The organism is Agromyces mangrovi (genome assembly GCF_030296695.1).
Lineage (GTDB): Bacteria > Actinomycetota > Actinomycetes > Actinomycetales > Microbacteriaceae > Agromyces > Agromyces mangrovi.
Window position 1 is genome coordinate 2079723 of sequence record NZ_AP027737.1, and the last position, 25127, is coordinate 2104849.

Consider the following 25127-nt stretch of genomic DNA (forward strand, 5'->3'; position numbering starts at 1 on the left):
CGAGTCTTCCGCCGTCAGACCAAGATTCCGCCCTCAGGCCGAACTGGGCTGGCTCCGCGTTGGTGGGGCAACGGGTGCAGCGCCCAGGGGAGGCGGGCGACGGCTCCTGCACAAGCGACGGACGTGCGCCCGGTGGGCGCGGCGAGGGAACGATCGCCCGTGATCGGCATGTCCCCCCGAGGGTCGAGGCATGGCGAACGCGGAGAGCCTGGGCGCACCGCGCTTCCCGGCCGACGACAAGGGAATCGTCCTCGCGCGCAGCATGCGCGAGGTCGGGCAGGAGGCGGAACTGTACGCGGCGGTGCGGCGGGGCGATCTCGTCCGCATCCGGCCGGGCGCGTACCGCGTGCCCACGTCCGCGGACATGCGCATGTCTGCGCCGGAGCGCGACGCGCGTCGCCATCGGTTGCTCGTCCAGGCCGCCGCGATGAAGCTACGGCGCCCCGTCTTCACCGGATACTCCGCGGTCGCCGTCCACGGTCTCCCGATCGTGGGGAAGTGGCCGGACGTGGTCGAGGTGCTCGTGGCGCGGCCGACCGGGAGTCGCCGCCCGGGCATCCGCTACGTAGCGACGAAGACGGAGCCGCCGACGGTCACGGTGAACGGCATCACCGTCGTGACAATCGAACACGCGCTCGTGGGGCTTGCACGCAGCGCTCCGTTGATTGCGGCGCTCACGGCGACGGATGCCGCGTTGTGGCGCCCGCGCGAACGTGGCGCCCGGCCGAAGACGACGATGGCGCGCCTTCTCGAGACGCACGAGGCGATGCTGCCGTACAGGGGCAGCCGGCGTGTCGGAGCGGTGTTCGCGCGCGCAACCGACGGGGCGGAGTCTCCGCTCGAGACCGTCAGCAGGGTCGACTTCGAGGAGCTCGGCTTCCCGCAGCCGGAGCTGCAGCACCACATGGAGCTTCCGGAGCTCAAGCGCGACGCGGACGTCGACTTCTGGTGGCCGGAGCACGGCATCGCCGGCGAGGCGGACGGCGAGGGGAAGTATCGCCGCGAACCCGGAGTGGACGCCACGGTCGAGACGGTGCTCGCCGAGAAGGCGCGGGAGGACGCGATCCGACGCCGGGTGCGCGCGTTCGTGCGTTGGGCCTGGGCGGACGCCTGGGCCCGCGACCCCCTCCGCACGAAACTCGAAGAGGCCGGCCTGCCGATCGTGCGCCGTCCGCCGCGACTCATCCGCATCAGCTGAGCGCGGCGCCGTCCTGAGGGCTGAATCTCGTCTGAGGGCTGAGTCTTACTGGAGGGCTGAATCTATTGGCCTCAGACCAAGAATCGGCACTTAGTCGGGGATGGGGAGTTCGCGGGGGCGGCTGAGGCGTCGGCAGGCGGACGAGCGCGCCACGGACGAGCGCGCGCCCGGGGCCGGCGCTCAGCCTCAGGCGCTCGGGCGCGCCGTGCTCGAGCGCACGATGAGCTCGTAGGGCAGGCGCGTGTCGGCGCGCTCCGGCGGGGCATCCGTCGGCTGCAGCTGCTCGAGCAGGATGTCGACCGCGCGCTCGCCCTGCCGGCGGGGGAACTGGGCGACGGTGGTGAGTCCGAAGAACTCGGACAGGTCGTGGTCGTCGATGCCCGCGATCGACACGTCGCCGGGAACGCTCAGGCCGAGGTCGCGCGCGGCGAGGATCGATCCCATCGCCATCTCGTCCGAGGCGGCGAAGATCGCGGTCGGACGGTCGCGCGGCACCCCGAGCAGCTGCTTCGCCGCGTGGTAGCCGCCCTGGATGCTGAAGTCGGCGGGGGCGAACAGCGCCGGGTCGACCGCGTAGCCCGCGTCGACGAGCGCGGCCTCGTAGCCGAGGCGCCGGTTCGTCGGGAGGTGGAAGTCGAGGTCGAACTCGTGGGTGCCGCCGATGTGCGCGATGCGCGTGTGGCCGAGCGCGAGCAGGTGCTCGGTCGCGAGCCGGGAGATCGCGACGTCGTCGATCGTGAGCGTGCGCACGCCGGGGATCGGACCACCGACGCCGACCAGCGGCTTGTCCATCGCGTGCAGCCGGGTGACCTCCGCCTCGGTCAGCTCGAGCGACACGGCGATGACCGCGTCGACCCGCTGGCGCAGCAGGAAGTGTTCGAACACGCTGGCCCGCTCCGCCCCCTCGCCCGAGAGGTTGTAGAGCGTCAGGTCGTAGCCGTTGCGGAGCAGCGCGTGCTGCGCGCCCTCGAGCACCGACGAGAAGAACCACCGGTTGAGGAACGGGATGACGACGCCGATGTTGCGCATGCGGCCCGATGCCAGGCTCGACGCGTTCGACGAGACGACGTACCCGAGCTCGTCGGCCGCTGCGACGACGCGCTGCTTCGTGGCATCCGATACCGGGCCTCGACCGCTCAGGGCGCGCGACACGGTCGCCGTGGAGACGCCCGCGAGCTTCGCGACCTCCTCGATGCCGGCCATGTGCCCCTCCTGACGGTGACGGCGGCGGTGACGGATGCGGCGCAGCTGCGGGTCACCGACCGGGCACGCTGCGCCAGGGGCATCCTATCGACCCCGGCAATTCGACCGCGGAGGGCGCGGCGCGTTGGCGAACGGGGAGGGGGTGGGGTAGACAGTACGCAGTCGGGGCCTGCCCACCGGGGGCGGCTGGGCCCACCGCCGTACTCGAGAGGACAACGTGTGAAGTGGGTCAAGCGCATTCTCATCACTGCGGTGGTGGTCTTCGCCCTGTTCTACATGATCAGCAGGCCTGAAGACGCGGCCGGAGCGGTGCAGGGCGCCTTCGACGCCGTGTGGGGTGCCATCGAGTCGGTGGGGACCTTCTTCACGTCGCTGGTCTCCTGAGGCCTGGGCGAACGTAGACATGGAGCCGTTCGAGCTCGACCCGAAGGTCGACCGCCACCTGATCGCGGACGAGGGCGAGATCGTCATCGACGAGGTGCGCAAGCACTGGGCGGCGTACCTCGTGCCGGCACTCGAGGTGCTCGGCTCCCTGGTCGTGCTGTTCCTGCTCATCTGGACGCCGCAGCCGATCGACTGGGTGATCTCGTTGCTGAGTGCAGGCCTGCTGGTCCACGGCATCTGGCGCGCGGCGGGCGTGCACATGGACCGGTTCGTGATCACGAACATGCGCGTGTTCCGCGTGCACGGCATCTTCACGCGCAACATCGCGACCATGCCGATCCAGCGAATCCTCGACATCTCGGTGCACAAGCCGCTCATCGGCCGCATGTTCGGCTACGGCCACTTCATCTTCGAGTCGGCGGCGCAGGACCAGGGGCTGCGCGAGATCCGCTTCGTGGGCGACCCCGACGAGCGCGGCCTCACGATCCAGCGCGTCATCGCACGGTCGGGCCTGCGCGGCCGCCCGACGCAGTGGAACGCCTGAAGCGACGGATGCCGCGGGGCGGCGACAGCGCGGAGGCATCCGCTCTGTGGCATCCGCTCGGGGCTGTCGCCCTCGATTTCACGCTGGGCAGCGCGCCGAGTATGCTTGTGTGGCCCCGGTCGCGCTGTTGTGAGGCTGGGCGCACTGGCGAGTTACCCTAGCGGCCAAAGGGATCTGACTGTAAATCAGACGGCTCAGCCTTCGGGGGTTCGAATCCCTCACTCGCCACCATGTGCGGAAAGCTCCGCTGACCGGCCCGAAACCCCTCCCGACCTGCGTCGTGGAGGGGTTGGTCGTCTCACGCGGTGGAGGCCTGACCGATGCGAAATTATCCCGACGAACGCGCGGATCCTTGTGCTACGTTGATGACGGAAGCGCTCCCTGAAATAGCTGGGACTCCGCTCCAACTCGAGAAACCCACGCACTCGTGCGTGGGTTTCTGCGTTGCATGGCATGATCGAACCCGTGCTTCTGGCCTACATCGACGAGATCGGTGAGCCTGGGGCGTTCGTTTCGCGTACGCACGCTCGGTACAAGACCAGCCCGGCGTTCGGATACGCAGGCTTCGTGATTCCCGAGGGCAACGCCCGCCAGTTCGGCCGCGAGTTCACCATCGAGAAGCGACGGCTCTTCAAGACGGAGATCGAGGAGGCGCCCGACCCCGGGAAGTGGGAGCGAAAGGGCGCCGATCTCCTGCGGCCGCGCACGCCAGACACGCATCCGCAGCATACTCGCGTGTTTCGTGGGCTGGTCGCCGGCCTTGAACGACTCGGCGGAGCGTTGTTCTACTACGCCGACCAGAAGCCCATCGGGACCCCGAAGCAGACGCGGTTGGACGTCGGGTCGCGGGAACAGGCGGCCATGAAGGAGACGCTCAACCGCCTGTGCAGACACGCGGACGGCGCCGACGAGAACCTCCTCGTCATGATCGACCAGATCAATGAAGCAGACCGTGCGAAGCGGCTCCCGAACATGTACGGGCACATCCTCTCCCGGGCAGCCGAGCGAGAGGAGATGCTTCGGATCGTCGAGCCTCCGATGCACATCGACAGCGTGCTCAGTTCGAACATCCAGTTCGCCGACTGGGTGGCGGCCGCGGTGTCGCGCTCCATCGACTATCAGTTGATCGAAGACTCTCAGTACGGATGGGTGCCGGGCAGTTTCGGCCGCAGCCTCAGGGGAAAGTTCACCCACGAGTCGAAGCTGCATCTGTGGCATCGCTCCGTTCCCGACCTCAACCACTCGGACATCGTGAAGCGCACACGCCCCCTGTTCCCCGCGGTCGAAGGTCAGACGATCGGCTCGCAGTTCGCACCCCAGCTCGAGAAGGTGCATGAGGCGGCGATACGCGCCGCCAACCGCAAGTAGCAACTCGATCGCGAGAACGCAGCGTGGGCGATCGACCGTCTGAGCCCGTAGCGTGGCAGCATGCCTTCCCACATGGAACTGCTCGAGATCGCGTCGACCGTGGCGCAGCGCGCCGGGGCGTTCGCCGCAGACCGGCGCAGCCACGGCGTGAGCGTCGCCGAGACCAAGTCGTCGCCGATCGACATCGTCACGCAGGTCGACCGCGACACCGAGACGTTCATCCGCACCGCGCTCGCCGACTACCGCCCCGATGACGGGTTCTTCGGCGAGGAGGGCGATGCGGATGCCGGCAGCTCGGGGCTGACCTGGGTGGTCGACCCGATCGACGGCACCGTCAACTTCCTCTACGACATCCCGGCGTGGTCGGTGAGCATCGCGGTCGTCGAGGGCGGTGTCGATCCGGCGAGCTGGACGGTGCTCGCGGGCGCCGTGATCAACCCCGCGGCGGGCGAGCTGTACACGGCCGCGGCGGGGGAGGGCGCGTGGATGGGCGACCGCCCGCTGCACGTGAACGACGGGGTCGAGCTCGACCGGGCGCTCGTCGCCACCGGGTTCGGGTACCTGCGCGAGCGCAAGGAGCGGCAGGGTCGGCTCGTGGCCGAGGTGCTGCCGCGCGTGCGCGACGTGCGGCGCATCGGGTCGGCGGCGCTCGACCTGTCGGCCGTCGGCCAGGGGCGGCTCGACGCGTTCTACGAGACCGGGCTGAACCCGTGGGACCACGCTGCGGGGGCGCTCGTGGCCGCCGAAGCGGGGGCGCGCGTCGGTGGGCTCGCCGGGGCGCCGGCCGGTGCGGACATGCTGATCGCGGCGCCGCCGTCGCTCTTCGACGACCTGGAGCGCACGATCGCGGAGTTCTGGGAGGCGTGACCGGCGCTGCGTGCGGCCGCGAGGCGGGTGTTCAGCAGCCCCATCCGCGCCGTTTCGCAGGAATCCGGAGCGTGTCCGCATTAAGGGGGACGGAATCGGTCCACACGCATGGAAACCGCGACCGATTCCGGTTACCCTTTACCAACCCGTTATTTTGGCGCAGGCCAGAATGAGCACCTCCCCATCGTCCTCACGGACACTGACCTGACCCGACGCCGAAAGGCTCACGTGCCCGAGTTCCCCCTCGTGCCGGACGGTTCTGAGACCGGCACCACCCCCGCAGCGTCGCGCGAGCGACCGCTCACGCGACGGGAACTCCGGGAACAGCAGCGCCGTGAGCAGGAGGCGGCCGAGGCAGCCGCGTACGGGTTCGGCACGCCACTGCTCGATCCGTCGCGGTCGGGCGCTGCTCATGGTTCGCCCGAGATCCGGTCGACGGGTCAGGGTTGGAGCCTCGGCGGGGACGTCGATCCGGTGGAGAGTGCGCCGACGTGGCAGCCCGCGGCTGCGCAGGAGCGGGCACCCGAGCCGCAGGTCGAGCGGATGCCCCCTGAGCCGGCGCCCGCTCCCGAAGCGCCGCGGAACTGGGCCGAGGCGGCCCCGACTCTCGCGCCCGCCGACCAGCCGCTGCGACGTCGACGCGACGCACGCCTGCCCGCGGCCGACGGTGACGCGGCCGCATCCGGACCGTGGAGCCTGGACGCTCCCGAGGCGTCGGCGCCCCAGCCGCAGGCGGCGCCTGAGCCGGATGTCTCGTCGTGGTTCGCCGTGGACGCGGTCGAGCCGGTGGCCGACGAGCGGCCGACCAGTCGTCGTGCGCGTCGCGCCGCGGAGACCCCGGAGTCGGCGGAGCCGAAGCGCTCGGAGTTCCAGCTCTCGGTTCCCGAGCGCATCATTCACGAGCCCCGCGCTCACGAGCCCAGCGCTCCCGAGCCCGCAGCGCCCGAGCTCGCGCTGCCCGGCTTCCCGCCGACGCGCGTGCACGACGAATCGCACGCGCAGATGCAGCAGGGGAGGGACGAGCAGGCCGAGCACGAGCAAGCCGACGAGCTCGCGGACGCCGGAGCATCGCCCTTCGGCGACCTCGTCTTCGACGCCCCCGACGTGGTCGAGTCGCGCGAGACGCGGAGCCCGGGTCGGGGTGGCTTCCTCTCCCGCCTGCTGGGCGGATCGCGCGAGCGCGAGATCCCCGAGCGCCGACGCGGCACGGATCGTGACCGCAACGCCGACGTACCGTCGCCCGACGCGTTCGGCGCCGATACCCCCGGAACCGACGACGACCTCGCCGCCGATCTGTTCGGCTTCCGGTTCGACGAGGACGACCGCGACGACGCCGAGCCCATCGAGCACGCGCAGCCCGCGCGGGTATTCGAGGCGGAGCCGGCATTCGAGGCGGAGCGGACGTTCGAGCCCGAGCCGACGTTCGAGCCCGAGCCGGCGTTCGCGCCGGAGCCGCTCGTCGAGCCGGCACCCGCAGCAGCGCACGACGTCGCGCGCGATCCCGAGCCCGCATCCGTGCCGCAGCCGGAGGCCGACGTCGACCTCACCGGCTCGCTCTTCGCATTCGACGAGCCGCCCGCCCGCGGCACCGCGAGCGCCTGGTCGCTCGACGACGAGGTCGCGGACACCCCCGCGGCCGCGACACCTCGCTCGCACGCGCCGACCCGCTCCGTCTCACGCGCGGGCAGCGCCTCGCGCGCGGCCGCACCCGCACGCGGCATCGCGCGCACGCACCCGAAGGCGAAGCCCTCGCGCGAGGTGCGTCGCGCATCCCGCCGCCGCGCCGCCGCGGCGAAGGGCTTCTCGGTCGTCGCGATGGGGTTCGTCGCGATGATCACGGTCGCCACGTCGCTGCCGGCGAACTCGCTGCTCAGCGCCGAGGAGGTCGCCGCCGCGCAGGTCGCGATCCAGCACGAGGCGGGTCTCGAGCCGCAGGTGATCCACGCGCACGCCGGCGACGGCGACTCGACCGAGTTCACGGTCGACACCGAGAACTACCAGGTCGCGACGATCGCCGAGTACGCGGCCGCGTCGGGCATCCGCGTCGAGAACACGTTCACGAACAACCCGTTCGGCACGATCCAGTGGCCGTTCCCGGTGGGCGTGCACATCGGCAGCTTCTACGGCTACCGCAGCTGCGCCGGCTGTACGACGAACCACCACGGCATCGACTTCAACCCGGGCTACGGCGCCGAGATCCAGGCCATCGCCGACGGCACCGTGAGCGTCGCGCAGAACGGCGGCGGCTCGCTCGGCGTCGTCATGATGATCGACCACGTCATCGACGGCCAGGTCGTCACGAGCGTCTACGCACACATGCAGTACGGCTCCATGCGCTACCAGGTCGGCGACACCGTGAAGGTCGGCGACATCGTCGGCAACGTCGGCTCGACCGGCCTCTCGACCGGCCCGCACCTGCACTTCGAGATCCGCATCGGCGGCGTCGAGGGCTACTGGGTCGACCCGCTGGCCTGGCTCTACGAGAACACCGACTAGGGCCCCGCACCCCGAAGCGTCACCCCTCAGACACGAGAACGCCCGGCAGCCATCAGGCCACCGGGCGTTCGCGATCAGGTGAGGCGGATGCCTCCGGCTACTCCGCCCGCAGCCACACGGTCGTGTCGCCGGGCAACGTGCCGTCGTCGACGGGGCCGGACGCGAGCAGCACGTCTCCCGCGGGAATCGGCACCGCCTCGTCGCCGATGTTCGCGAACACCGCGACGTCGCCGTTGCGGAACGCGAGCACGGATCCCTCCGACGCCGGGAGCCACTCGACCGAGCCGGCGCCGAGCCCGTGCGAGCGGCGCAGCGACAGCGCCGAGCGGTACAGCTCGAGGGTCGATCGGGGGTCGCCCGACTGCTGGTCGCGCGCGTAGTCGGCCCACATGTCGGGCTGCGGCAGCCACGAGGCATCCGCCGGCCCGAAGCCGTACGAGGGAGCGTTCGACTCCCACGGGATGGGCACGCGGCAGCCGTCGCGGCCGTAGCGCTCGCCCTCGGTGCGGAACCAGGTCGGGTCCTGCCGGGAGTCGTCCGGCAGGTGGATGACCTCGGGCAGTCCGAGCTCCTCGCCCTGGTACACGTAGGCCGAGCCGGGTAGCGCGAGCATGACGGCCGTCGCGGCACGGGCGCGGCGCAGGCCGACCTCGCGGTCGGGGAGGCCGGGCGACTTCGGCCCGATGCCGTGGCCCTGCGGGCTGTCGGCGCCGAGCGCGTGGCGCGAGGCGTGGCGCACGACGTCGTGGTTCGAGAGCACCCACGTGCTCGGCGCGCCGACGTCGCCGAACGCGGCGAGCGACGCGTCGATCACGGCGCGCTGCTCCTCGGCGTCCCACGCTGCTTCGAGGTAGGCGAAGTTGAACGCCTGGTGCATCTCGTCGGGGCGCACCCACTTGGCGATGCGCGTGAGCGGGTCGACCCAGGCCTCGGCAGCGAGGATGCGCTCGCCGGGGTACTCGTCGAGGAGCTCCCGCCAGTCGCGGTAGATCTCGTGCACGCCGTCCTGGCCCCAGTAGGGTGCGCCGCCGTCGTGGTCGTGGTCGTCGGCCACGGGGATCTCGTCGTGCGCCGGCTCGGCGTCGAGCGCGGCCGCCGCGCCGCCGCCGCCCATGCTGCCACCCTCGGCGGGCGGGGTGTAGTCGGGCAGCCCGTCGGCCTTGATGAGGCCGTGCGCCACGTCGACGCGGAACCCGTCGACGCCGCGGTCGAGCCAGAACCGCAGGATGCGGCGGAACTCCTCCCGCACCTCCTCGTTGGTCCAGTCGAAGTCGGGCTGCGACGAGTCGAAGATGTGCAGGTACCACTGGCCGGGCGTGCCGTCGGGCTCGGTGACGCGGGTCCACTGGGGCCCGCCGAACACCGACTGCCAGTTGTTCGGCGGCTCGGCGCCGTCGGGTCCCTTGCCGTCGCGGAAGATGTAGCGGGCGCGCTCCGGGCTGCCGGCGGGCGCGGCGAGCGCGGCCTGGAACCACCGGTGCTGGTCGGACGAGTGGTTCGGCACGAGGTCGACGATGACCCGGATGCCCAGTCGGTGCGCCTCGGCCTGCATGGCGTCGAAGTCGGCGAGCGTGCCGAAGATCGGGTCGACGTCGCAGTAGTCGGCGACGTCGTAGCCCGCATCCTTCTGCGGCGAGGTGAAGAACGGGGAGAGCCAGATGGCGTCGATGCCGAGCTCTGCGAGGGCGCCGAGGCGCGAGGTGATGCCGCGGAGGTCGCCGACGCCGTCGCCGTCCGCATCGGCGAACGAGCGCGGGTAGATCTGGTAGATCACCGCGGTGCGCCACCACTCGGGGGTCTGGTCGGATGCCTCGGGGTCGGTGCGCGACGAGCGCGCGGCATCGGTGTGCACGATCATGGCGCCCACTGTACGGCACTTCCATGTCTACGCAAGCGCTTGCAACTCTGGCCCTCCCCGGTTCGGTAACGAACGCGTATCGAAGCGGGAATCTGGATTTGCAGGGGCGGGAAGTGCTGGGTATAACTGGAAGCGCTTGCATCACGCGAGTGTTTCCAACGGAAGAACGGCCTTTCGGCGCGGTGGGACTCGACCAGGACGGAATGCGTTCCGTCACCACCAGGCGATGAGGCCGGATCGAGACGACACCTTGAGAAAGGGACACCGATGAAGGTGAACAAGAAGGGCCTCCTGGCCGGTGGGGCGATCGCCATTGGCGCGACGCTCGTGCTGGCGGGCTGCGCCGGCAACGACACCGAGACCGAGGAGAGCGCTGCCGCCGAGGGCGGTTCGCTCACCGTCTGGGTCGACTCCGAGCGAGTCGACGCCCTGCAGGGTGCGGCGGACGCCTACACCGAGGAGACCGGCATCACGGTCGACCTCGTGGGCAAGGACAACAGCACCATCAAGGACGACTTCATCCAGCAGGTGCCGACGGGCGAGGGCCCCGACATCACCATGGGTGCGCACGACTGGCTGGGCGAGCTCTCGACCAACGGCGTCGTGGCTCCGCTCGAGCTGGGCGACTCGGCCGACGGCTACCTCCCGGTCGCCATCAACGCCGCCACCTACGACGGCACCGTCTACATGCTCCCGTACGCGGTCGAGAACATCGCCGTGCTGCGCAACGCCGACATCGTCCCCGAGGCGGTCGGCAGCTTCGACGAGATGATCGCCGCCGGTGAAGAGGCCGGCCTCGACCAGCCGTTCGTCGTGGAGCAGGGTGCCGAGGGCAACCCGTACCACCTCTACCCGTTCCAGACCGCGTTCGGCGCCCCGGTGTTCGGCAGCGACGAGAACGGCTACAACGCCGACGACCTGCAGCTCGGCAACGAGGGCGGCCAGGAGTTCGCGGCCTGGCTCGCGAGCGAGGGCAAGAACGGCACCGGCAACTTCAACACCGACATCGACGGCGACATCGCCAAGCAGTCGTTCCTCGACGGCACGGCCGCCTTCTGGCTGACCGGCCCGTGGAACGTCGGCAGCGCGATCGACGCCGGCGTGAACGTCGCGATCGACCCGATCCCCAGCCCGACCTCCGACGCGGCCCAGCCGTTCGCGGGCGTCAAGGGCTTCTTCCTCTCCTCGGAGAGCGAGAACAAGGTCGCCGCGACCGACTTCCTCGTGAACTACCTCGGCTCGGAGGACGTGCAGCTCGCGCTGTTCGAGGCCGGCAACATCCTCCCGGCGCTCACCGCCGCCGCCGAGTCGGCGTCGAGCGACGCGATCATCGAGGGCTTCGCGACCGTCGGCCAGGACGCCGTGCCGATGCCGGCCATCCCGGCCATGGGCTCGGTCTGGCAGTACTGGGGCATCGCCGAGGCGAGCATCATCAACGGCGAGGACCCGTCCGCGACGTGGACCAAGCTCGCCGAGGACGTGCAGTCGGCGATCGACGGCTAGTTCCCACCCGCCGATGAGGGGGCGGATGCCACGAGGCATCCGCCCCCTTCGGCACCTGACGAAGCACCGGAACCCGGGGAGTACCAGGCACCATGACCACCACGACCGACGAGGGCGTCGAGCGCGCGGAACGCGCGTCGGGCACGCCGCCCGAGAAGCCCACGAAGCGGCAGCGACAGGCGGCCGGCATCGCCGACCAGGCATCCGGCGGAATCGGCGTGCTGCTGGTGAAGATACTCGCGCTCGGCATCGTCGACGCGATCGCGCTGTACGCGCTGTTCATCCTCGTCGTGAACGCCGAGTGGCTGATCGCCGGCATCGTCGCCGCGGTCGCGATCTTCGTCAACTGGGTCTACTTCTCCCGCAAGCGGCTACCGGCGAAGTACCTGACGCCCGGCGTCATCTTCCTCGCCGTCTTCCAGATCTTCGTGCTGGCGTACACGAGCTACGTCGGCTTCACCAACTACGGCACCGGCCACAACGGCTCCAAGGAGCAGGCCGTCGGCGCGCTCATGAGTGCCGCGCTCGACCGCGTGCCCGACTCGCCCACCTACCCCGTCGCGGTCGTCGACCGGCTCGGCGAGCTGTCGCTCGTGGTCACCGGCCCGAACGGCGGCGTGTTCATCGGCGGCGAGGAGCGACCGCTCGAACCGGCATCCGGCGCCCAGATGGAGGGCGGCGTCGCCGTCGGCGTCGACGGGTACACGACGCTGAGCTTCCAGGAGATCGTGTCGCGCACCGACGAGATCACCGAGCTCGCGGTGCCGTTCTCCGACGACCCGAACGAGGGCGCACTGCGCACCCCCGACGGTCGCAGCGCCTACCAGTACACGTCGTCGCTGGAGTACGACGAGGCCGCCGGCACCATGACGAACCTCGACACCGGCGTCGTCTACACCGACATCGGCACGGGCGCGTTCACCTCCGAGGCGGGTGAGGAGCTGCTGCCCGGTTGGCAGATCACGGTCGGCTTCGACAACTACCTGAAGGCGCTGACCGACACGCGCCTCTCGGGCCCGCTGGCCTACGTGACGACGTGGACGTTCGCGTTCGCGCTCATCTCGGTGGCATCCACCTTCTTCCTGGGGCTGTTCCTCGCGATCGTCTTCAACGACATGCGGATGCGGGGGCGCAAGCTCTACCGCACCGTGTTGATCCTCCCGTACGCCGTGCCCTCGTTCCTGTCGGCACTCGTCTGGGCGGGCATGATGAACGAGAGCTTCGGCTTCATCAACCAGGTCCTGCTCGGCGGGGCATCCGTGCCGTGGCTCACCGACCCGGTCATGGCGAAGGTCAGCGTGCTGCTGGTGAACCTGTGGCTCGGGTTCCCCTACATGTTCCTGGTCTGCACGGGCGCGCTGCAGTCGATACCCGACGACATCGTCGAGGCGGCGACGGTCGACGGCGCGAAGCCGTGGGGCATCTTCCGGCTCATCAAGCTCCCGCTGCTGCTCGTGACGGTCGCGCCGCTCCTGATCGCGTCGTTCGCGTTCAACTTCAACAACTTCAACATCATCTACATGCTCACCAACGGCGGGCCGCGCGACACCGGGGCGCCGATCCCGGTCGGGTTCACCGACATCCTCATCACGATGGTCTACAAGGTGGCGTTCACCGGGCAGATGCGCGACTACGGACTGGCGAGCGCGTACTCGATCCTCATCTTCATCGTGGTCGCGGTGATCTCGATCATCGCGTTCCGACGCACCAAGGCACTCGAGGAGCTGAACTGATGAGTGGGCAGGCTGGCATGACGACGCGGGCGATGACCACGCAGCGACCCGGTGAGGCGGGCTCGACGGGCGGTTCGGATGCCTCCGGCGGAGGTCCGCGCGACACCGCGGGCATTCCGCGGCGACGTCCCTTCCGCTTCGACCGGTGGTTCCTCGCGACCGGGTGGCGGCACGTGGTCGGCATCATCATCACGGCGTTCGCGCTGCTGCCGCTGCTGTTCGTGTTCTCGGCGTCGCTGAACCCGCAGGGAACCCTGACCGGGTCGAACGCGCTGTTCTCGGCGATCGGGCTCGACAGCTACGTGCGCATCCTCACCGACCCGCAGGTGCCGTACGCCACGTGGTTCGCCAACACGCTGATCATCGCGAGCATCACCGCGGTGGCCACCGTGTTCCTGGGGGCGCTCGCCGCGTATTCCTTCTCGCGCATGCGGTTCACCGGCCGCCGGTTCGGGCTGATCACGATCGTGGTCATCCAGATGTTCCCGCAGCTGCTCGCGGTGGTCGCGATCTTCCTGCTCATGAGCTGGATCGGCGACCTGTTCCCCGCGATCGGCCTGAACACGCGGATCGGCCTGATCATGGTCTACCTCGGCGGTGCGCTCGGCGTGAACACGTACCTCATGTACGGCTTCTTCAACACGGTGCCGGCGTCGATCGACGAGGCCGCGAAGATCGACGGCGCCGGGCACGCGCGCATCTTCTTCACGATGATCCTGCGCCTGGCCGCGCCCATTCTCGCGGTGGTCGCGCTGCTGTCGTTCATCACGTCGGTGAACGAGTTCGTGGTCGCGAGCGTGCTGCTCATCGACACCGACCAGCAGACGCTGGCGGTCGGACTCACGAAGCTCGTCTCGAACCCGCGTTACGCCGACTGGAGTGCGTTCTCGGCGGGAGCCGTGATGGCGGCGCTGCCGGTGGTCGCGCTGTTCCTGTTCCTGCAGAAGTACATCGTGAGCGGGCTGACGGCGGGCAGCGTCAAGTAGTTCGCGGGGCTCGGGCGGCGAGCCCGCGGCGAGCCGGCGACCGGCCGGGCGGTCAGGTCGTGGTCGCCCGCGCCAGCTCCGCGAGCACGCCGGCGAGTCGCTCGGGGAAGTCGTGCGGGGTCTCCGCCGGGAGCGCGTCGACTGGCCACCAGCGCACGTCGTCGCTCTCATCGCTCACGATGGGGGTGGCGTCGCTTGCGGTCGTGAAGGCGTAGCCGACGTCCCAGTGGGCGGTGCAGTGGCCGAACCGCGAACTGAGTTCGTGGCGGTGCACGTCGACCGGGCGTGCGCGCAGGGGCTCGAGCTCGTGGAGGCCGCTCTCCTCGCGCGCCTCCCGGAGCGCACCTGCGGCGACGGTCGTGTCCTCGGCCTCGACGTGGCCGCCGACCTGCACCCAGAACTGCCCCTTGCGGTGGTAGCAGAGGAGCACGTTGCGGAGGTCGGGCGAGAACACGAACGCGCTCGCGGTGAGGTGCTCCGGGCCGCCGTCGCGGCGCATGGCGCCGGCGCGGTGCTCGCCGACGAACGCGAGGTAGCGGTCGCGCAGTGCCGCCTGGGCGGGGTCGAGCGGATGCCACGCTTCCAGTGCAGCCTCGATGTCATCGGCGAGCGTCGTGAAGGCGTGGTCGGTCACCCCGCGAGCGTACTGGGAATGCGACGAGTCGACCGAGCCCACGATCAGAACGGCGGCTCGTCGGGGAGCGGCGGGCCCTGTGCCGGCGGGTGCTGTGCCGGCGGGTCGCTCGAGTAGCGGCGCCCGGCGGGGAGCGCCACTCGATCGTGCCGGGGTCCGGTCCCGGAGCGGAACTCCAGCCGGTCTCGTGTTTCAGGTGATGATGCTTCGGGCAGACCATCGCGAGGTTCGTCGCGTCGGTGCGTCCGCCGTGCGCCCAGTCGGTGACGTGGTCGACCTCGCACTGCTCGGCGGCGCGGCCGCAGCCGGGGAAGCGGCAGGTCTCGTCGCGCGTGACGAGCGCCGCGCGCAGGTCGGACGGCACCGCGTAGCGGTCGCGTCCGATCGAGAGGCGCGCTCCCGTCTCGGGGTGGGTCAGGATGCGGATGAAGCTCGGCGCCCGACCCGCGAGCTCGCGCGCAGTGTCGGCATCGATCGGGCCGACGCCGTGCAGCTCGCCCGGCTCGTCGGTGGCGCCGAGCAGCGTCATGACCGGTACCGTCACGAACACCGTGGGCCGGGTGCGCGCGAACCGCGCAGCACTCGGGGTGTTCACGGCGCCGGCGACGCCGGGCTCGTGGGTACCCTCCTGCAGATCATCCGCCCGGCCGGTGAGCAGATCGCTCAGCACGTCGGCACGCAGCTGCGACTCGGTGCGCTGCTCTCCGTCGGGGCGGGCGAGGCTGGCGGCCGCGGCGCGCACGCGGGCGAACGCCTCGGCCGCGGGCGCGGCGGGGAGCAGCGCATGCAGCCACGCCATGCCGTCGCGAGCGGGTTCGAGCGACACCGTGCGGTCGTCGATGGCGCGACGGGTGCGCTCGGCGATCGAGTCGGGATGCATCCGCTCCCGCAGGCGACGCGCACGAGCGTCGAAGCGCGCCGGCGTGAGTCGAGCCGCGAGGGGGAGCGCCACCGACTCGAACTCAGGGCGGGTCCGGGCGGGCAGGCTCAGCGCGTGGTCGATCATCCGCTGCGCGTGGCGGTAGGAGATGGTGCCGGACCGAAGCGATTCGAGCGTCGCCGAGAGGTCGAGCGTGAGCGATTCGCCCTCGTCGATGAGCCGCTCGGCCGAGCGTTCCGGGAGGCGGAGCGCGCACGCGACTTCGGCGACCAGCGAACGTCGTTCGAGTTCGCGCACGCGGTGCTCGGGTCGCGGCGCCCGGTCCGCGGCAGCGGCGGTGACCGCAGCGCGCTCGTCGGCGTCGGCCGCGAGGTCGGCGAGTACCTCTGCACGCTCCGCCTGCAGCGCGGCGATCTCCGCCTCGATCGCGACGAGTCGGTCGAGCGCGCGATCTGGCGTCAAAGCGTCGAACGGGTCGGAGTCGAACGGGTCGGAGTCGAGAGTGGCGGAGTCGGCGCAGGTATCGGGATCGGCACAGGTGGCGGCGCTGGTGGCGGCCCCGGTGTTGGTGTCGGTCTCGGTGTTCGAGTTCGGCGAGTCGCCGGCGGCGTACGGCGCCGCCCAAGTGAGCGGGAGCTCGGGCTGGACGGTGACGGATGCGCGGGGCGGCGCGGCCGGCTCAGCGGCATCCGCTCGCCAACTCGACGACCCGCGCTCGAAGACCAGCCGCACCGGCGACTCGTAGTACCCGCGGCGCGAGCGCGCGAGCGACTCGGCGAGCAGCAGCTCGAGGAACGATACCGAGCGCGCGGCGAACGGCGTCGGCCGCTCGCGCCCGGGCTCGTCCGCTTCCTCCATGCCTTCAGTCAAGTGGCACCCACCGACATTCGGACGGTCGCGACCGGGGGAACGGTGGGCCGGGCGCCGGCCGACGACGGCGCCGAATGGGGCGCGGCGGCGGGCTCAGGGGCATCCGTCGCACCATGACGACGCCGGTTCGGAGCACGGCTCGGGAGGTGATATCCTCTTCTGGTTGCCGACTTGCGGCAGCGCGCCCCGATAGCTCAGTGGTAGAGCACTTCCATGGTAAGGAAGGGGTCGTCAGTTCAATCCTGACTCGGGGCTCGGTTCATTCGCCAGGCGGCGGATGCATCGCGGCGGGGTAGCTCAGGTGGTTAGAGCACACGGCTCATAATCGTGGTGTCGCGGGTTCGAGTCCCGCCCTCGCTACCACAGCGGCACTTAGCGGTCGGCGAGTGCCCATTCTGGCAGCAAGTATCGGTACAGCCGCAGGTCATCGCGCCAACTGCGCCCGCAGCCCGTGCAGGTCGCCCAGCACCCACGCACTCGCGAGGCGCCCCTGCTCGACGGTGAAGAACGCCGCCCCCGAGTACTCGAAGCGCCGCCCGGTAGCGGGCAGCCCGACCAAGTCGCCCGTGTGGGTGCCTGTGTATCGGAGGCGCGCAGCGGCCTCGTCACCCGCCACGACGAGGGTCACGATCTCGTTGGCGAAGTCGCCGGAGCCCGTACGGACGAGATCGCGGTAGGTGCGCCAGCCGTCGCGTCCCCTCGTCTCGAGGCCGAGGGATCCGCGGAAGACGAAGTCGGGGGCGAGTACGACGTCGACGGCGTCGTCGTCCCAGAGGTTCCAGAGGCGCGAATAGAAGGTCTCGATCAGTTCGGCAGACTCCATGTCGGGATCATCGCACCTCGGCTGCCCTTCCTGCGGAAGCGATCGGATGTCGTCAGTTGGCGTCGTCCATGCCCGTGACGTGCACGGCGTAGCCGACGCAGCCGGCGTTGCGCCAGTCGTAGTCGGCGCCGCTCGCGAGGTTCGGACCCCAGAGCGCCAGGTCGTACTCGTCGGAGTACGCGGGCCAGGCAGTGGGAGAGAACTGCGTGCGCAGCCAGCTCGGCGTGAACTCGTAGGCGAAGCCCTGCTCGAGCATGCAGTCCGCAGTGATGCCCTGCTGCGCGAGCCAGATCTCGGCGCCCTCGAGCTCCGATGCAGGCCAGTCGGCGGGCGGCCGCGGGATGGTCGAGATGTCGGTCGACGCGTCGTAGATCGGGTCGTCGGGGCCGACGACGCCGGCGGTTGCGGGCTCGTCGGCGGGCTCCTTCGAATCGGATGCGGCGGAACCGGTGCCCGGTCCCGATGTCGACCGATCCTCGACGGAGGCGTCCTCGACGTCCGACGCGGGGCGCGCAGCCGAACCCGCCTCGGCGGCAGCCGCCTGCGCAACCGCATCGCGCGCCTCGACGAGTGCGAGGCTCGTAGCCGCCGAGACCCCGAGGGTGCTGCCCGCGAGCAGCGCAAGCGCACCACCTGTCACGCCGGCGATCAGCGCGATGCGCGCACGTCGGCTCGGCGGTGCCGCCTCGTCGGCGCGGGCCTCGGCGAGCAGGTCATCGAGTTCGGGCATGTGCGGATCCTTCCGGTCGGACGGGTGCGTGGGGGTGCGCGCGCCCGGTTGCGCGGAACGCGCGGCGGCGCTCGAGCGACGTCGCGGCGCACGCGCCGCAGAGCAGCGCGAGGCCGCCGCCGATGAGCAGCGCGGCTGCGGGCCACCAGGTCGCCGCGTTGAGCACTGGCACGGCCGATGCGCTGACGACGTACAGGACCGGTGCGGCGAGCAGCGGCAGCAGCACGGACGCCGGCACGAGGAGCGCGGCTCCGGCCACTCGCGTGGCCGGCCGCGCGAGCAGCACGAGTGCGAACAGCGACGCGACGGCGAGCGCGCCGATCACGACCGAGTCGCGCGGCACGTAGCCGATGTCGCCGATCAGGAGTGCGCGCACGACGCGGGCGACCACGAAGCCGCCGCCGACCGCGAGCAGCACGCCGACCGCCGCGGTGGCGAGCAGCAGCGCTTCATGGGCACGCAGGCGGATGCGACCGGGCGCGCGCCCCTCCCAGGCGAGACGCTGCCGCCAGGCGACGTCGGCGGGGACGCCGAGCAGCGCCCGCCGGCGAATCGATCGCGCCAGCCGGGCATCCGACACCCCGGCAGACTCGGCCCACGCGGTCTGCTCGTGCAGGTCGGACAGCAGCTCGTCCTGGCGCTCGGCCGCATCGGTGGGGGAAAGCCCGCGGGTGTAGAACGCGACCCAGCGCAGGACGCTCGCCGCGGCTTCGCGCGACCGTCGACCGTCGGCGCTCACGCGAGCCGCGTCCGGGCGCGAGCGGTCGCCGGCGAGGCGGTCTCGGTCGATGCACGCGCGGCACCGTTTGCGGTTGCGGCCGCGGCTGCGGCAGCGGCACCCTCGGCGGTGACGCGGTACAGGCGCCGCCGCGGCCGGCCCTCGCGCTCAGCCGCCTCGGGCTCCTCCCAGTGCGACTCGAGCAGGCCCATCTCGGCCATGCGCGTGAGCGCCTTGTAGAGCGTGCCGTGGGCGGTCAGCGACCTGCCTGAGTCGTCGGCGAGGCGCCGGGCGATGGCGAAGCCGTGGAAGTCCTCGTCGGGTGCGGCGACCGCCAGGTCGAGGATCGCCAGCTCGAGCGGGAGCAGGGTGCCGGGTCGTCTGCGGGGCATGATCGCAAGTATAGGAAGATAGGTTCCGGTAGTGCAACCCGTGCCCGCCCAGCCTGTGGGAAGCACCCGCCGGCCACCGACGCTGGCTACGCTGGCCGGATGCGACGCAGCGACGCCCCGCGAGGAGACCGGCCATGACCGAGAACGTCTGGCCCCCGCCGCCCTACCTCCCGCCGGTCGGCGGCGAGCAGCCGGTGCGACCCGAGCGGGCGCGCAGCTTCGAGGGGCTCACCTACGCGATCGCGCCCGGGTACCGGCCGCTCCGGATGGATGTGCACGTGCCGGACACCGGCCCCGGGGCATCCGCTCGACCGCCCGTCGTGCTCTGGATCCACGGCGGCGCCTGGCTCTACGGCGACCGTCGGCTGCCGCCCGCGGTGTGGCCGCCCGGATCGCTGTTCCAGACCATCGTCGACGCCGGGCTCGCGGTCGCGACCATCGACTACCGGCACGCGGTCGAGGCGCCCTTCCCCGCGCAGCTGCACGACGCGAAGGCGGCGATCCGCTACCTGCGCCGCTTCGCCGACGACCTCGGCATCGACGCCTCGCGCATGGTCGCGTGGGGCGAATCGGCCGGCGGGCACCTCGCCGCGCTGGTCGGCCTCACCGGCGGGCAGCCCGAGTGGGCGGGCGAGGAGGGCGTGCAGGGCGGCGACACGACTGTGCTCGGCGTCGTCGACTGGTACGGGGTGCACGACGGCGAGCGGATGCCCGGAGGCGGCCTGCCCGCGGACCCGGCCGTGACCCCCGCAGACCACGTACGGATCCTCTCCCGGGCGCCCTACCGCACCCTCGTCGACGGGTCGCCGCTCGGCGCCGACGCGCCGCGGCTGGGTTCGCCGGTCGCCCACGTGCATCCGGACGCACCGCCGTTCCTGCTCGTGCACGGCGACGCCGACGACACCGTGCCGATCGCGCAGAGCGAGCTGTTCGCCGACGCGCTCGCCGCGGCGGGTGCGCTGGTCGAGTTCCGGCGCGTGCCTGGCGCCGACCACGTGTTCCTCGGCGCCGACCCCGTGCCGCTCATGCACGAGGCGGTCGCCTGGATCGCCGAGCGCGTGGGCTGACCCCGCCGGGAGTACATCCTGCGCGTCGCCCTGCGTCGGTGGACTTGTGGCAATGAAAGCCGCACGGCATACTGGTTTTGCGGCCCCGCCCAGCTGTGTGCGCGGTTGCAACGAGCGGGGCGCCCGTCGGGGCCGATGGCTCCGCAGGAGACGAGCAGTAAGGACGCCACGCGTGGTGAACGACGGGTACGGGTACGACTCGGCATCGAGGGACGAGGCGGCTGCGATGCTCGCCGGGGCGACCTGGATCGCGTTCCCCGAGGCGATTCCACCGGCGGCGGGGGAACGGCCGGCCTACGCCTTTCGCACGTCGTTCGTCCTCGAGGCACTGCCTCGTACCGCAGCCATCCACGCGACGGCCCACGGTATCTACGAGGTCTTCGTCAACGGTGTTCGCGTGGGCGATGAGGAACTCGCCCCCGGCTTCACCAGCTATCAGGCGACGCTCCACGTCCAGACGCTCCCGATCGCAGACCTGCTCCAAGTGGGGTCGAACGACGTCCGCATCGTCCTCTCGGACGGCTGGTATCGCGGCCGGCACGGCTACAACCGGGTAGCGGATTCCTACGGCACGCGCACGTCGGTGATCGCGCGGATCGACCTCGATGGACGCAACATCCCGACGGACTCGTCGTGGACGGTGTCGACCACCGAGATCGTCGCGGCGGACCTCATGGACGGGCAGATCGTCGACATGCGCCTGATCGATCGTGAGGCGTGGGTCGATTGCGTCGTCTCGGATGACCCATTGACCCAATTGGATGGACGCTTCGCGCGGAATCCCGCCCCGCCAGTGCGCCGGACCTCGACTCACGCGCCGACATCCGTCACGCGCCTCCCGTCCGGGCGCCAGATCGTCGACTTCGGCATCATGCTCAACGGCTGGGTCCGACTCGAGAGCCTCGGGGCGGAAGGCACGACCTCCACGCTGCTCCACGGAGAGGCGCTCGGTGCCGATGGCGACCTCGACATGCAGCACCTGGCCGCAATCCAGTGGCCGGCTGAGACTCGGCTCCCGACCGGTCAGATCGATCGTGTCACTTCGCGCGGGGCTGCAGGCGACGTCTTCGAGCCTCGTCACACCACCCATGGCTTCCGCTACGTCGCGATCGACGGACGTGCGGACGACGTCGCCGCAGACGACATCCTCGGCATCGAAGTGCGCAGCGATCTCGCCACGACGGGTCGGTTCTCGTCGAGCAACGACGACCTGAACCGGCTGCACGAGATCGCCGTGCAGACCTGGCGCGCCAATTCGTGCGATGTGCCCACGGACTGTCCGACCCGCGAACGATTCGGCTACACCGGTGATTACCAGATCTACGCTCACACCGCCGCGTTCATCGATGACGTCGACGGGTTCTCGCGCAAGTGGCTGCGGTCATTGGCAGATGACCAGAAGCCGTCCGGCTGCATCACGAACGTCGCTCCGAATGCAGGCGGCGTCCCCGATCCGATGTTCGTCGCCGACGGCGCCGCCGGTTGGGGGATGCCGCGACCGTCGTGCCGTGGGAGCTCTATCTCGCATACGGCGACGCGCGGGTGCTGGCCGAGAACCTCCCCATGATGACGCGGTGGGTCGACTACGCGGCCGGAATCGCGGCATCCGGTCGCGCCGAGAACCGGGCCGCCGAGCGCCCACAGCCCCTCCCTCACGAGCGCTACCTGTGGGACACCGGCTTCCACTGGGGAGAGTGGGCGGAGCCCGGTGTCTACGGCGGATTCGGGCCCGGCGGTGACCAGTCGATCGTCGCGACTGCCTACCTCTCGCGGTCGGCGCGCATCGTGAGCGATGCGGCGCGCGTGGTGGGCGACGACACGGCGGCCGCCCGCTACGCCGAACTCGCAGCCCGCTGTGCTGAGGCGTGGTTCGTCGAGCACTGGGACGGCAGCAGGCTTCGGATCGAGACGCAGGCGACGTACGTCCGAGGGCTCGCCTTCGGGCTCTTCCCCGACGACGTCGTCCCCGTTGCGGTGGCGCGTCTGGTCGAGCTCGTGCACGCTGCGGACGACCACCTCAGTACCGGATTCCTCTCGACGCCGATGCTGCTGCCGGTGCTCGCTGATCACGGCCACGCCGACCTGGCCTACCGCGTGCTGCTGTCAGAGGGCGAGCCCGGCTGGATGGTGATGCTGCGGCGCGGCGCGACGGCGATCTGGGAGTCCTGGGACGGAATCGCCGACGACGGCACGCCAAAGGACTCGCTCGACCACTACAGCAAGGGCGCCGTCATCACCTTCCTCCACGAGTACAGCGCGGGGCTCAGGAACCTCGCACCAGGCTGGAGCCGCTTCCGCGTGCGGCCGGTGCTCGGCGGGGGTCTGACGCATGCTGCCGTAGCGCATGACGCGTCCCATGGGGCTGTCAGCTCGTCCTGGCGGATCGCCGGCGACCGGTTCGCGCTCGACGTCACCGTGCCCGAGGGTTCGACGGCCGAGATCGTGCTTCCGGACGGAACGGTTCACGACGTCGCAGCGGCGGGATCGCACCGCTTCGAGTGTGCGCTCGACTGACCCGACGAGCCTGCGACGAAGGCCTGCGGTCCGTTCGGAACGCAGGCCCTCAGCGCGGCAGCGTTCAGTCTCCGACGACGATACGGGCGCGGATGACGTTCTCGGAGCGCGCGTGGCGGCTCGTCGCGTCGCCGTCCGTCTGCGCGGCGTAGCGCACGGCGAGGAAGTGCGTGCCGGTGACGTCGAACGTGCGTTCCCACTCGAGTGAGACCACCCGGGATGCCTCGAACTCGAACGGCTCGCCGATGCTCGTGGTTCCGTCCGGGGAGGTCAACACCTCGTAGGCCTCGGCGACGACGCCCTCCACGGCTTCGGCGGTCAGCTGCAGGGTCACCGGCTGCCCGACCCGCACCTCGCAGCGGGTCTCGCCGTTCGCACTGAGACTCGCGACAGGCTGGACCCCACCTCGACCGGACGCCTCCGCGGGGATCGACACCTGACCATCCACGATCGTGTAGTTCGTCGACGGTGACGGCTCGGTTCCCTTCTCGACCCAGGCGGCGAGCTGGCGCAGCGAGGCCTCGAGGGTGCCGAGGTAGGGCACGCTGTGCCCGGGGAACTCCTGCGGTCCCTCATCGCCGTGTAGCGCGTTCTCGTGCACCCAGACCCTGAGCTGGTCGTCGGCCGCCGCGCCCAGTTCCGAGCGGACGAGGCTGCGGTACCAGTCGGCTTGCCACGGGAACGCCTCGCGGTCGAGGCCGGCCTCGATCACGATCATCTTGCCCTGGATGCGGCCGGTCATCTCCACGCCGGTGGCGCCCTTGCTCATGAGCGGACCGAGCAGCATCGGACGCTGGGGATAGAGCGGTTCGCCGTTGTCGTCGCGGAACTGATCCCAGACGGGGAACCCGGGTCCGGGCACCTGGTGGCGGTGGTACGTCTGCACCGCGAGGAAGTTCGAGTTGTCGAGCACGACCTCGTCGCCGACGACGAAGCCGTCGGGCAGGGCGCCGTTCCACGCCTCGATGCGCGCGAGGTCGCCGTCGACGCCGGCCAGGCGCACGGCCTGGCCCGCGGCGTCCCCGCTGACGATCCGCAATTCGGCGCCGAGGATCCAGCCCGTCGCCGCTTCGGCGAGCCGGACCGCCGTGATCCTGCCGGTGGTCCCTCCGGCCTTGAAGGACTCGTCGACGCCACCCGACACGGCATCACCGTCAGCCTGCGTCTCGGGGACGAACTCGACGGCGGTGGTGCGAAGCTGGACGCGATCACGGTGCACGGAGGCGTCCGGGTCGGCGCCGAGGTAGCCGTCCACCGACCAGAAATCGGTGGTGTAGGTCGGGTCTGCGGCGATCACTCCCGGGTAGAGAGCGCTGAAGCCATGCAGGTCCATCGTCGCCCAGCCGAACCACGATCGCGGCGGGAAGCCCATCTTGGTCACCTCATCGAACGCGGCGCGCTCCTCGTCGGTCAGCTCGAGTGCGCCCGGATCACCGCCGGCGTCGTAGGCGTCGACGATCTCGGGGAAACGGTCGCGAAGGATGCGCAGGGCGTGCATGCGCACTGAGAAGACGTTGGGGATCGCCATCGAGCTGCCGATCACGTGCGGCGCGAAGCCGTCCCACGCTCCCACGGTGTTCTCCGCCGAGCCGATGGTGCGGTACCCGCCACCGCTGCCGCCGTAGAGGTAGCCGTAGACGCGGTGCTCACCGAACAGCGCCTGGGCGACGACGCGCGAGAATCGGGCGGACGCGGCATTGGCACGGTACGCCGAGATCGTCGGGTCGACTCCTGAGAACGGGTCGCCGGCCTTCGACCCTCCGCCGTTGGTCTCGACGAAGTAGGCGCCACTGGCGTGCGCGAATGCGACCTTGTTGTACGCGAGGGGAGTCTCTGGACCGAGGTGCTCACTCTGCGGGAACGGGGTGACGTGCTGGAAGAACCGGCCCTCGTACGCCTGGCTCGTCGGGAAGTAGAACGAGAAGAGCGTGTCCGTCGACTGGAACCCGCCGTGGATGTAGCGGTGCGGCACCGGGTGCTCGCGCAGTTCATCGACGTCGACGTACGGGCTCGAGAAGAGTTCGTCGTCGGTGTGGAAGTCCCAGTCGCGCGCGGTCATCGACTCCGACGCGATCGCTGGCAGGCCTTGGTCGATCGTCACGTTGTTTCCCTTCACGAACCATCTCGGGGACGAGGCCGTCGCGACACCGCTGCGGGTGTCCGGGACGCCTGCGTCCGTCCGAAGAGTTGAATCCAGCATGACATGCGGTATTGATCGAAGCAAGCCCATCGTCGACGAAAACCGCGCGACATCCTCATTTCAGCCGCCAGCGCGTGTCGGCCGCGGATATCGTGTACGCATGGCAGCACGGGGACCGTACGCGAAAGGGCGGGCGAAGCGCGCCGAGATCCTCGGAGT

General features: G+C 70.5%; 21 protein-coding genes and 3 tRNA genes. 15 read left to right on the forward strand and 9 right to left on the reverse strand.

Annotated features, from left to right (window positions below; genetic code table 11):
* The first annotated feature begins 190 nt into the window (after positions 1-190).
* Positions 191-1198: a hypothetical protein gene (locus QUE38_RS09900; RefSeq protein WP_286307847.1), complete on the forward strand. Its 1008-nt coding sequence runs from the start codon at positions 191-193 to the stop codon at positions 1196-1198.
* Between the two features lie 186 nt (positions 1199-1384).
* On the opposite strand, the gene QUE38_RS09905 is transcribed toward QUE38_RS09900, so the two are convergent.
* Positions 1385-2401, reverse strand: a complete 1017-nt coding sequence (locus QUE38_RS09905; protein WP_286307848.1) for a LacI family DNA-binding transcriptional regulator — start codon at positions 2399-2401, stop codon at positions 1385-1387.
* Between the two features lie 219 nt (positions 2402-2620).
* Here QUE38_RS09905 and QUE38_RS09910 point away from each other — a divergent pair, with 219 nt between their 5' ends.
* The 6 genes from QUE38_RS09910 to QUE38_RS09935 all read left to right on the forward strand — a co-directional run bounded on the left by QUE38_RS09910 (position 2621) and on the right by QUE38_RS09935 (position 8060).
* Positions 2621-2785 carry a hypothetical protein gene (locus QUE38_RS09910; RefSeq protein ID WP_286307850.1) on the forward strand — a complete coding sequence of 55 codons (165 nt, stop codon included), beginning with the start codon at positions 2621-2623 and terminating at the stop codon, positions 2783-2785.
* A 19-nt stretch (positions 2786-2804) separates the two neighbouring features.
* Positions 2805-3329, forward strand: coding sequence for a PH domain-containing protein (locus tag QUE38_RS09915; RefSeq protein WP_286307852.1), 525 nt, complete (start codon positions 2805-2807; stop codon positions 3327-3329).
* A gap of 146 nt (positions 3330-3475) precedes the next feature.
* Positions 3476-3560: transfer RNA gene (locus QUE38_RS09920), tRNA-Tyr, on the forward strand.
* A gap of 222 nt (positions 3561-3782) precedes the next feature.
* Positions 3783-4697, forward strand: a complete 915-nt coding sequence (locus tag QUE38_RS09925; RefSeq protein ID WP_286307853.1) for a DUF3800 domain-containing protein — start codon at positions 3783-3785, stop codon at positions 4695-4697.
* Positions 4698-4757: 60 nt separating this feature from the next.
* Positions 4758-5564 carry an inositol monophosphatase family protein gene (locus QUE38_RS09930; RefSeq protein WP_286307856.1) on the forward strand — a complete coding sequence of 269 codons (807 nt, stop codon included), beginning with the start codon at positions 4758-4760 and terminating at the stop codon, positions 5562-5564.
* A gap of 228 nt (positions 5565-5792) precedes the next feature.
* Positions 5793-8060 carry a M23 family metallopeptidase gene (locus QUE38_RS09935; protein ID WP_286307858.1) on the forward strand — a complete coding sequence of 756 codons (2268 nt, stop codon included), beginning with the start codon at positions 5793-5795 and terminating at the stop codon, positions 8058-8060.
* Positions 8061-8157: 97 nt separating this feature from the next.
* Here QUE38_RS09935 and QUE38_RS09940 read toward each other — a convergent pair whose 3' ends face one another.
* Positions 8158-9918 (reverse strand): glycoside hydrolase family 13 protein, encoded by a 1761-nt coding sequence (locus QUE38_RS09940; RefSeq protein ID WP_286307861.1) that lies wholly within the window; start codon positions 9916-9918, stop codon positions 8158-8160.
* Between the two features lie 267 nt (positions 9919-10185).
* Here QUE38_RS09940 and QUE38_RS09945 point away from each other — a divergent pair, with 267 nt between their 5' ends.
* The 3 genes from QUE38_RS09945 (at position 10186) to QUE38_RS09955 (ending at position 14140) form a co-directional block, all read left to right on the forward strand.
* On the forward strand, positions 10186-11421 hold the full coding sequence (locus QUE38_RS09945; protein WP_286307863.1) for a sugar ABC transporter substrate-binding protein: 1236 nt from the start codon (positions 10186-10188) through the stop codon (positions 11419-11421).
* Positions 11422-11513: 92 nt separating this feature from the next.
* Entirely contained in the window at positions 11514-13154 is a 1641-nt protein-coding gene (locus tag QUE38_RS09950; RefSeq protein ID WP_286307865.1) for an ABC transporter permease subunit, read from the forward strand.
* 32 nt (positions 13155-13186) lie between these two features.
* Entirely contained in the window at positions 13187-14140 is a 954-nt protein-coding gene (locus tag QUE38_RS09955) for a sugar ABC transporter permease (protein WP_433996971.1), read from the forward strand.
* Positions 14141-14192: 52 nt separating this feature from the next.
* On the opposite strand, the gene QUE38_RS09960 is transcribed toward QUE38_RS09955, so the two are convergent.
* Both QUE38_RS09960 and QUE38_RS09965 read right to left on the reverse strand, forming a co-directional pair.
* Positions 14193-14774: an NUDIX hydrolase gene (locus QUE38_RS09960; protein ID WP_286307869.1), complete on the reverse strand. Its 582-nt coding sequence runs from the start codon at positions 14772-14774 to the stop codon at positions 14193-14195.
* Positions 14740-16512 (reverse strand): HNH endonuclease signature motif containing protein, encoded by a 1773-nt coding sequence (locus QUE38_RS09965; RefSeq protein WP_286307871.1) that lies wholly within the window; start codon positions 16510-16512, stop codon positions 14740-14742. The genes QUE38_RS09960 and QUE38_RS09965 overlap by 35 nt, the downstream gene beginning before the upstream one ends.
* A gap of 195 nt (positions 16513-16707) precedes the next feature.
* Between QUE38_RS09965 and QUE38_RS09970 the strand changes: the two genes are divergently transcribed.
* Together QUE38_RS09970 and QUE38_RS09975 are read left to right on the forward strand one after the other, a co-directional pair.
* Positions 16708-16779: transfer RNA gene (locus QUE38_RS09970), tRNA-Thr, on the forward strand.
* Positions 16780-16810: 31 nt separating this feature from the next.
* Positions 16811-16887 (forward strand) — tRNA-Met (locus QUE38_RS09975).
* 61 nt (positions 16888-16948) lie between these two features.
* Here QUE38_RS09975 and QUE38_RS09980 read toward each other — a convergent pair.
* The 4 genes from QUE38_RS09980 to QUE38_RS09995 are packed head-to-tail and all read right to left on the reverse strand — an operon-like array spanning position 16949 to position 19187.
* Positions 16949-17347, reverse strand: a complete 399-nt coding sequence (locus tag QUE38_RS09980; RefSeq protein WP_286307873.1) for an ester cyclase — start codon at positions 17345-17347, stop codon at positions 16949-16951.
* A gap of 52 nt (positions 17348-17399) precedes the next feature.
* Entirely contained in the window at positions 17400-18077 is a 678-nt protein-coding gene (locus tag QUE38_RS09985) for a hypothetical protein (RefSeq protein ID WP_286307875.1), read from the reverse strand.
* On the reverse strand, positions 18061-18816 hold the full coding sequence (locus QUE38_RS09990) for a hypothetical protein (protein ID WP_286307877.1): 756 nt from the start codon (positions 18814-18816) through the stop codon (positions 18061-18063). Before QUE38_RS09990 ends, QUE38_RS09985 begins: the two co-directional genes overlap by 17 nt.
* Complete coding sequence (locus tag QUE38_RS09995) at positions 18813-19187, reverse strand: PadR family transcriptional regulator (protein ID WP_286307878.1); 375 nt, start codon at positions 19185-19187, stop codon at positions 18813-18815. The genes QUE38_RS09990 and QUE38_RS09995 overlap by 4 nt, the downstream gene beginning before the upstream one ends.
* 134 nt (positions 19188-19321) lie before the next feature.
* Here QUE38_RS09995 and QUE38_RS10000 point away from each other — a divergent pair, with 134 nt between their 5' ends.
* The 3 genes from QUE38_RS10000 (at position 19322) to QUE38_RS10010 (ending at position 22768) form a co-directional block, all read left to right on the forward strand.
* Positions 19322-20254 (forward strand): alpha/beta hydrolase, encoded by a 933-nt coding sequence (locus QUE38_RS10000; protein ID WP_286307880.1) that lies wholly within the window; start codon positions 19322-19324, stop codon positions 20252-20254.
* 172 nt (positions 20255-20426) lie between these two features.
* Positions 20427-21821 (forward strand): family 78 glycoside hydrolase catalytic domain, encoded by a 1395-nt coding sequence (locus QUE38_RS10005; protein ID WP_286307882.1) that lies wholly within the window; start codon positions 20427-20429, stop codon positions 21819-21821.
* Positions 21797-22768, forward strand: a complete 972-nt coding sequence (locus tag QUE38_RS10010) for an alpha-L-rhamnosidase-related protein (protein ID WP_286311770.1) — start codon at positions 21797-21799, stop codon at positions 22766-22768. The genes QUE38_RS10005 and QUE38_RS10010 overlap by 25 nt, the downstream gene beginning before the upstream one ends.
* Positions 22769-22832: 64 nt before the next feature.
* Here QUE38_RS10010 and QUE38_RS10015 read toward each other — a convergent pair whose 3' ends face one another.
* Entirely contained in the window at positions 22833-24998 is a 2166-nt protein-coding gene (locus QUE38_RS10015) for a hypothetical protein (protein ID WP_286307884.1), read from the reverse strand.
* Between the last annotated feature and the right edge of the window lie 129 nt (positions 24999-25127).

Excerpts from the sequence above, each read along its gene's own strand:
- QUE38_RS09965 (WP_286307871.1), bottom strand. The coding sequence starts at position 16,512 with ATGGAGGAAGCGGACGAGCCCGGGCGCGAGCGGCCGACGCCGTTCGCC.
- QUE38_RS09915 (WP_286307852.1), top strand. The coding sequence starts at position 2,805 with ATGGAGCCGTTCGAGCTCGACCCGAAGGTCGACCGCCACCTGATCGCG.
- QUE38_RS10000 (WP_286307880.1), top strand. The coding sequence starts at position 19,322 with ATGACCGAGAACGTCTGGCCCCCGCCGCCCTACCTCCCGCCGGTCGGC.
- QUE38_RS09945 (WP_286307863.1), top strand. The coding sequence starts at position 10,186 with ATGAAGGTGAACAAGAAGGGCCTCCTGGCCGGTGGGGCGATCGCCATT.
- QUE38_RS09925 (WP_286307853.1), top strand. The coding sequence starts at position 3,783 with ATGATCGAACCCGTGCTTCTGGCCTACATCGACGAGATCGGTGAGCCT.
- QUE38_RS09900 (WP_286307847.1), top strand. The coding sequence starts at position 191 with ATGGCGAACGCGGAGAGCCTGGGCGCACCGCGCTTCCCGGCCGACGAC.
- QUE38_RS09950 (WP_286307865.1), top strand. The coding sequence starts at position 11,514 with ATGACCACCACGACCGACGAGGGCGTCGAGCGCGCGGAACGCGCGTCG.
- QUE38_RS09955 (WP_433996971.1), top strand. The coding sequence starts at position 13,187 with ATGACCACGCAGCGACCCGGTGAGGCGGGCTCGACGGGCGGTTCGGAT.
- QUE38_RS10015 (WP_286307884.1), bottom strand. The coding sequence starts at position 24,998 with ATGGGCTTGCTTCGATCAATACCGCATGTCATGCTGGATTCAACTCTT.
- QUE38_RS09905 (WP_286307848.1), bottom strand. The coding sequence starts at position 2,401 with ATGGCCGGCATCGAGGAGGTCGCGAAGCTCGCGGGCGTCTCCACGGCG.
- QUE38_RS09980 (WP_286307873.1), bottom strand. The coding sequence starts at position 17,347 with ATGGAGTCTGCCGAACTGATCGAGACCTTCTATTCGCGCCTCTGGAAC.
- QUE38_RS09995 (WP_286307878.1), bottom strand. The coding sequence starts at position 19,187 with ATGCCCCGCAGACGACCCGGCACCCTGCTCCCGCTCGAGCTGGCGATC.
- QUE38_RS09930 (WP_286307856.1), top strand. The coding sequence starts at position 4,758 with ATGCCTTCCCACATGGAACTGCTCGAGATCGCGTCGACCGTGGCGCAG.
- QUE38_RS09985 (WP_286307875.1), bottom strand. The coding sequence starts at position 18,077 with ATGCCCGAACTCGATGACCTGCTCGCCGAGGCCCGCGCCGACGAGGCG.
- QUE38_RS09940 (WP_286307861.1), bottom strand. The coding sequence starts at position 9,918 with ATGATCGTGCACACCGATGCCGCGCGCTCGTCGCGCACCGACCCCGAG.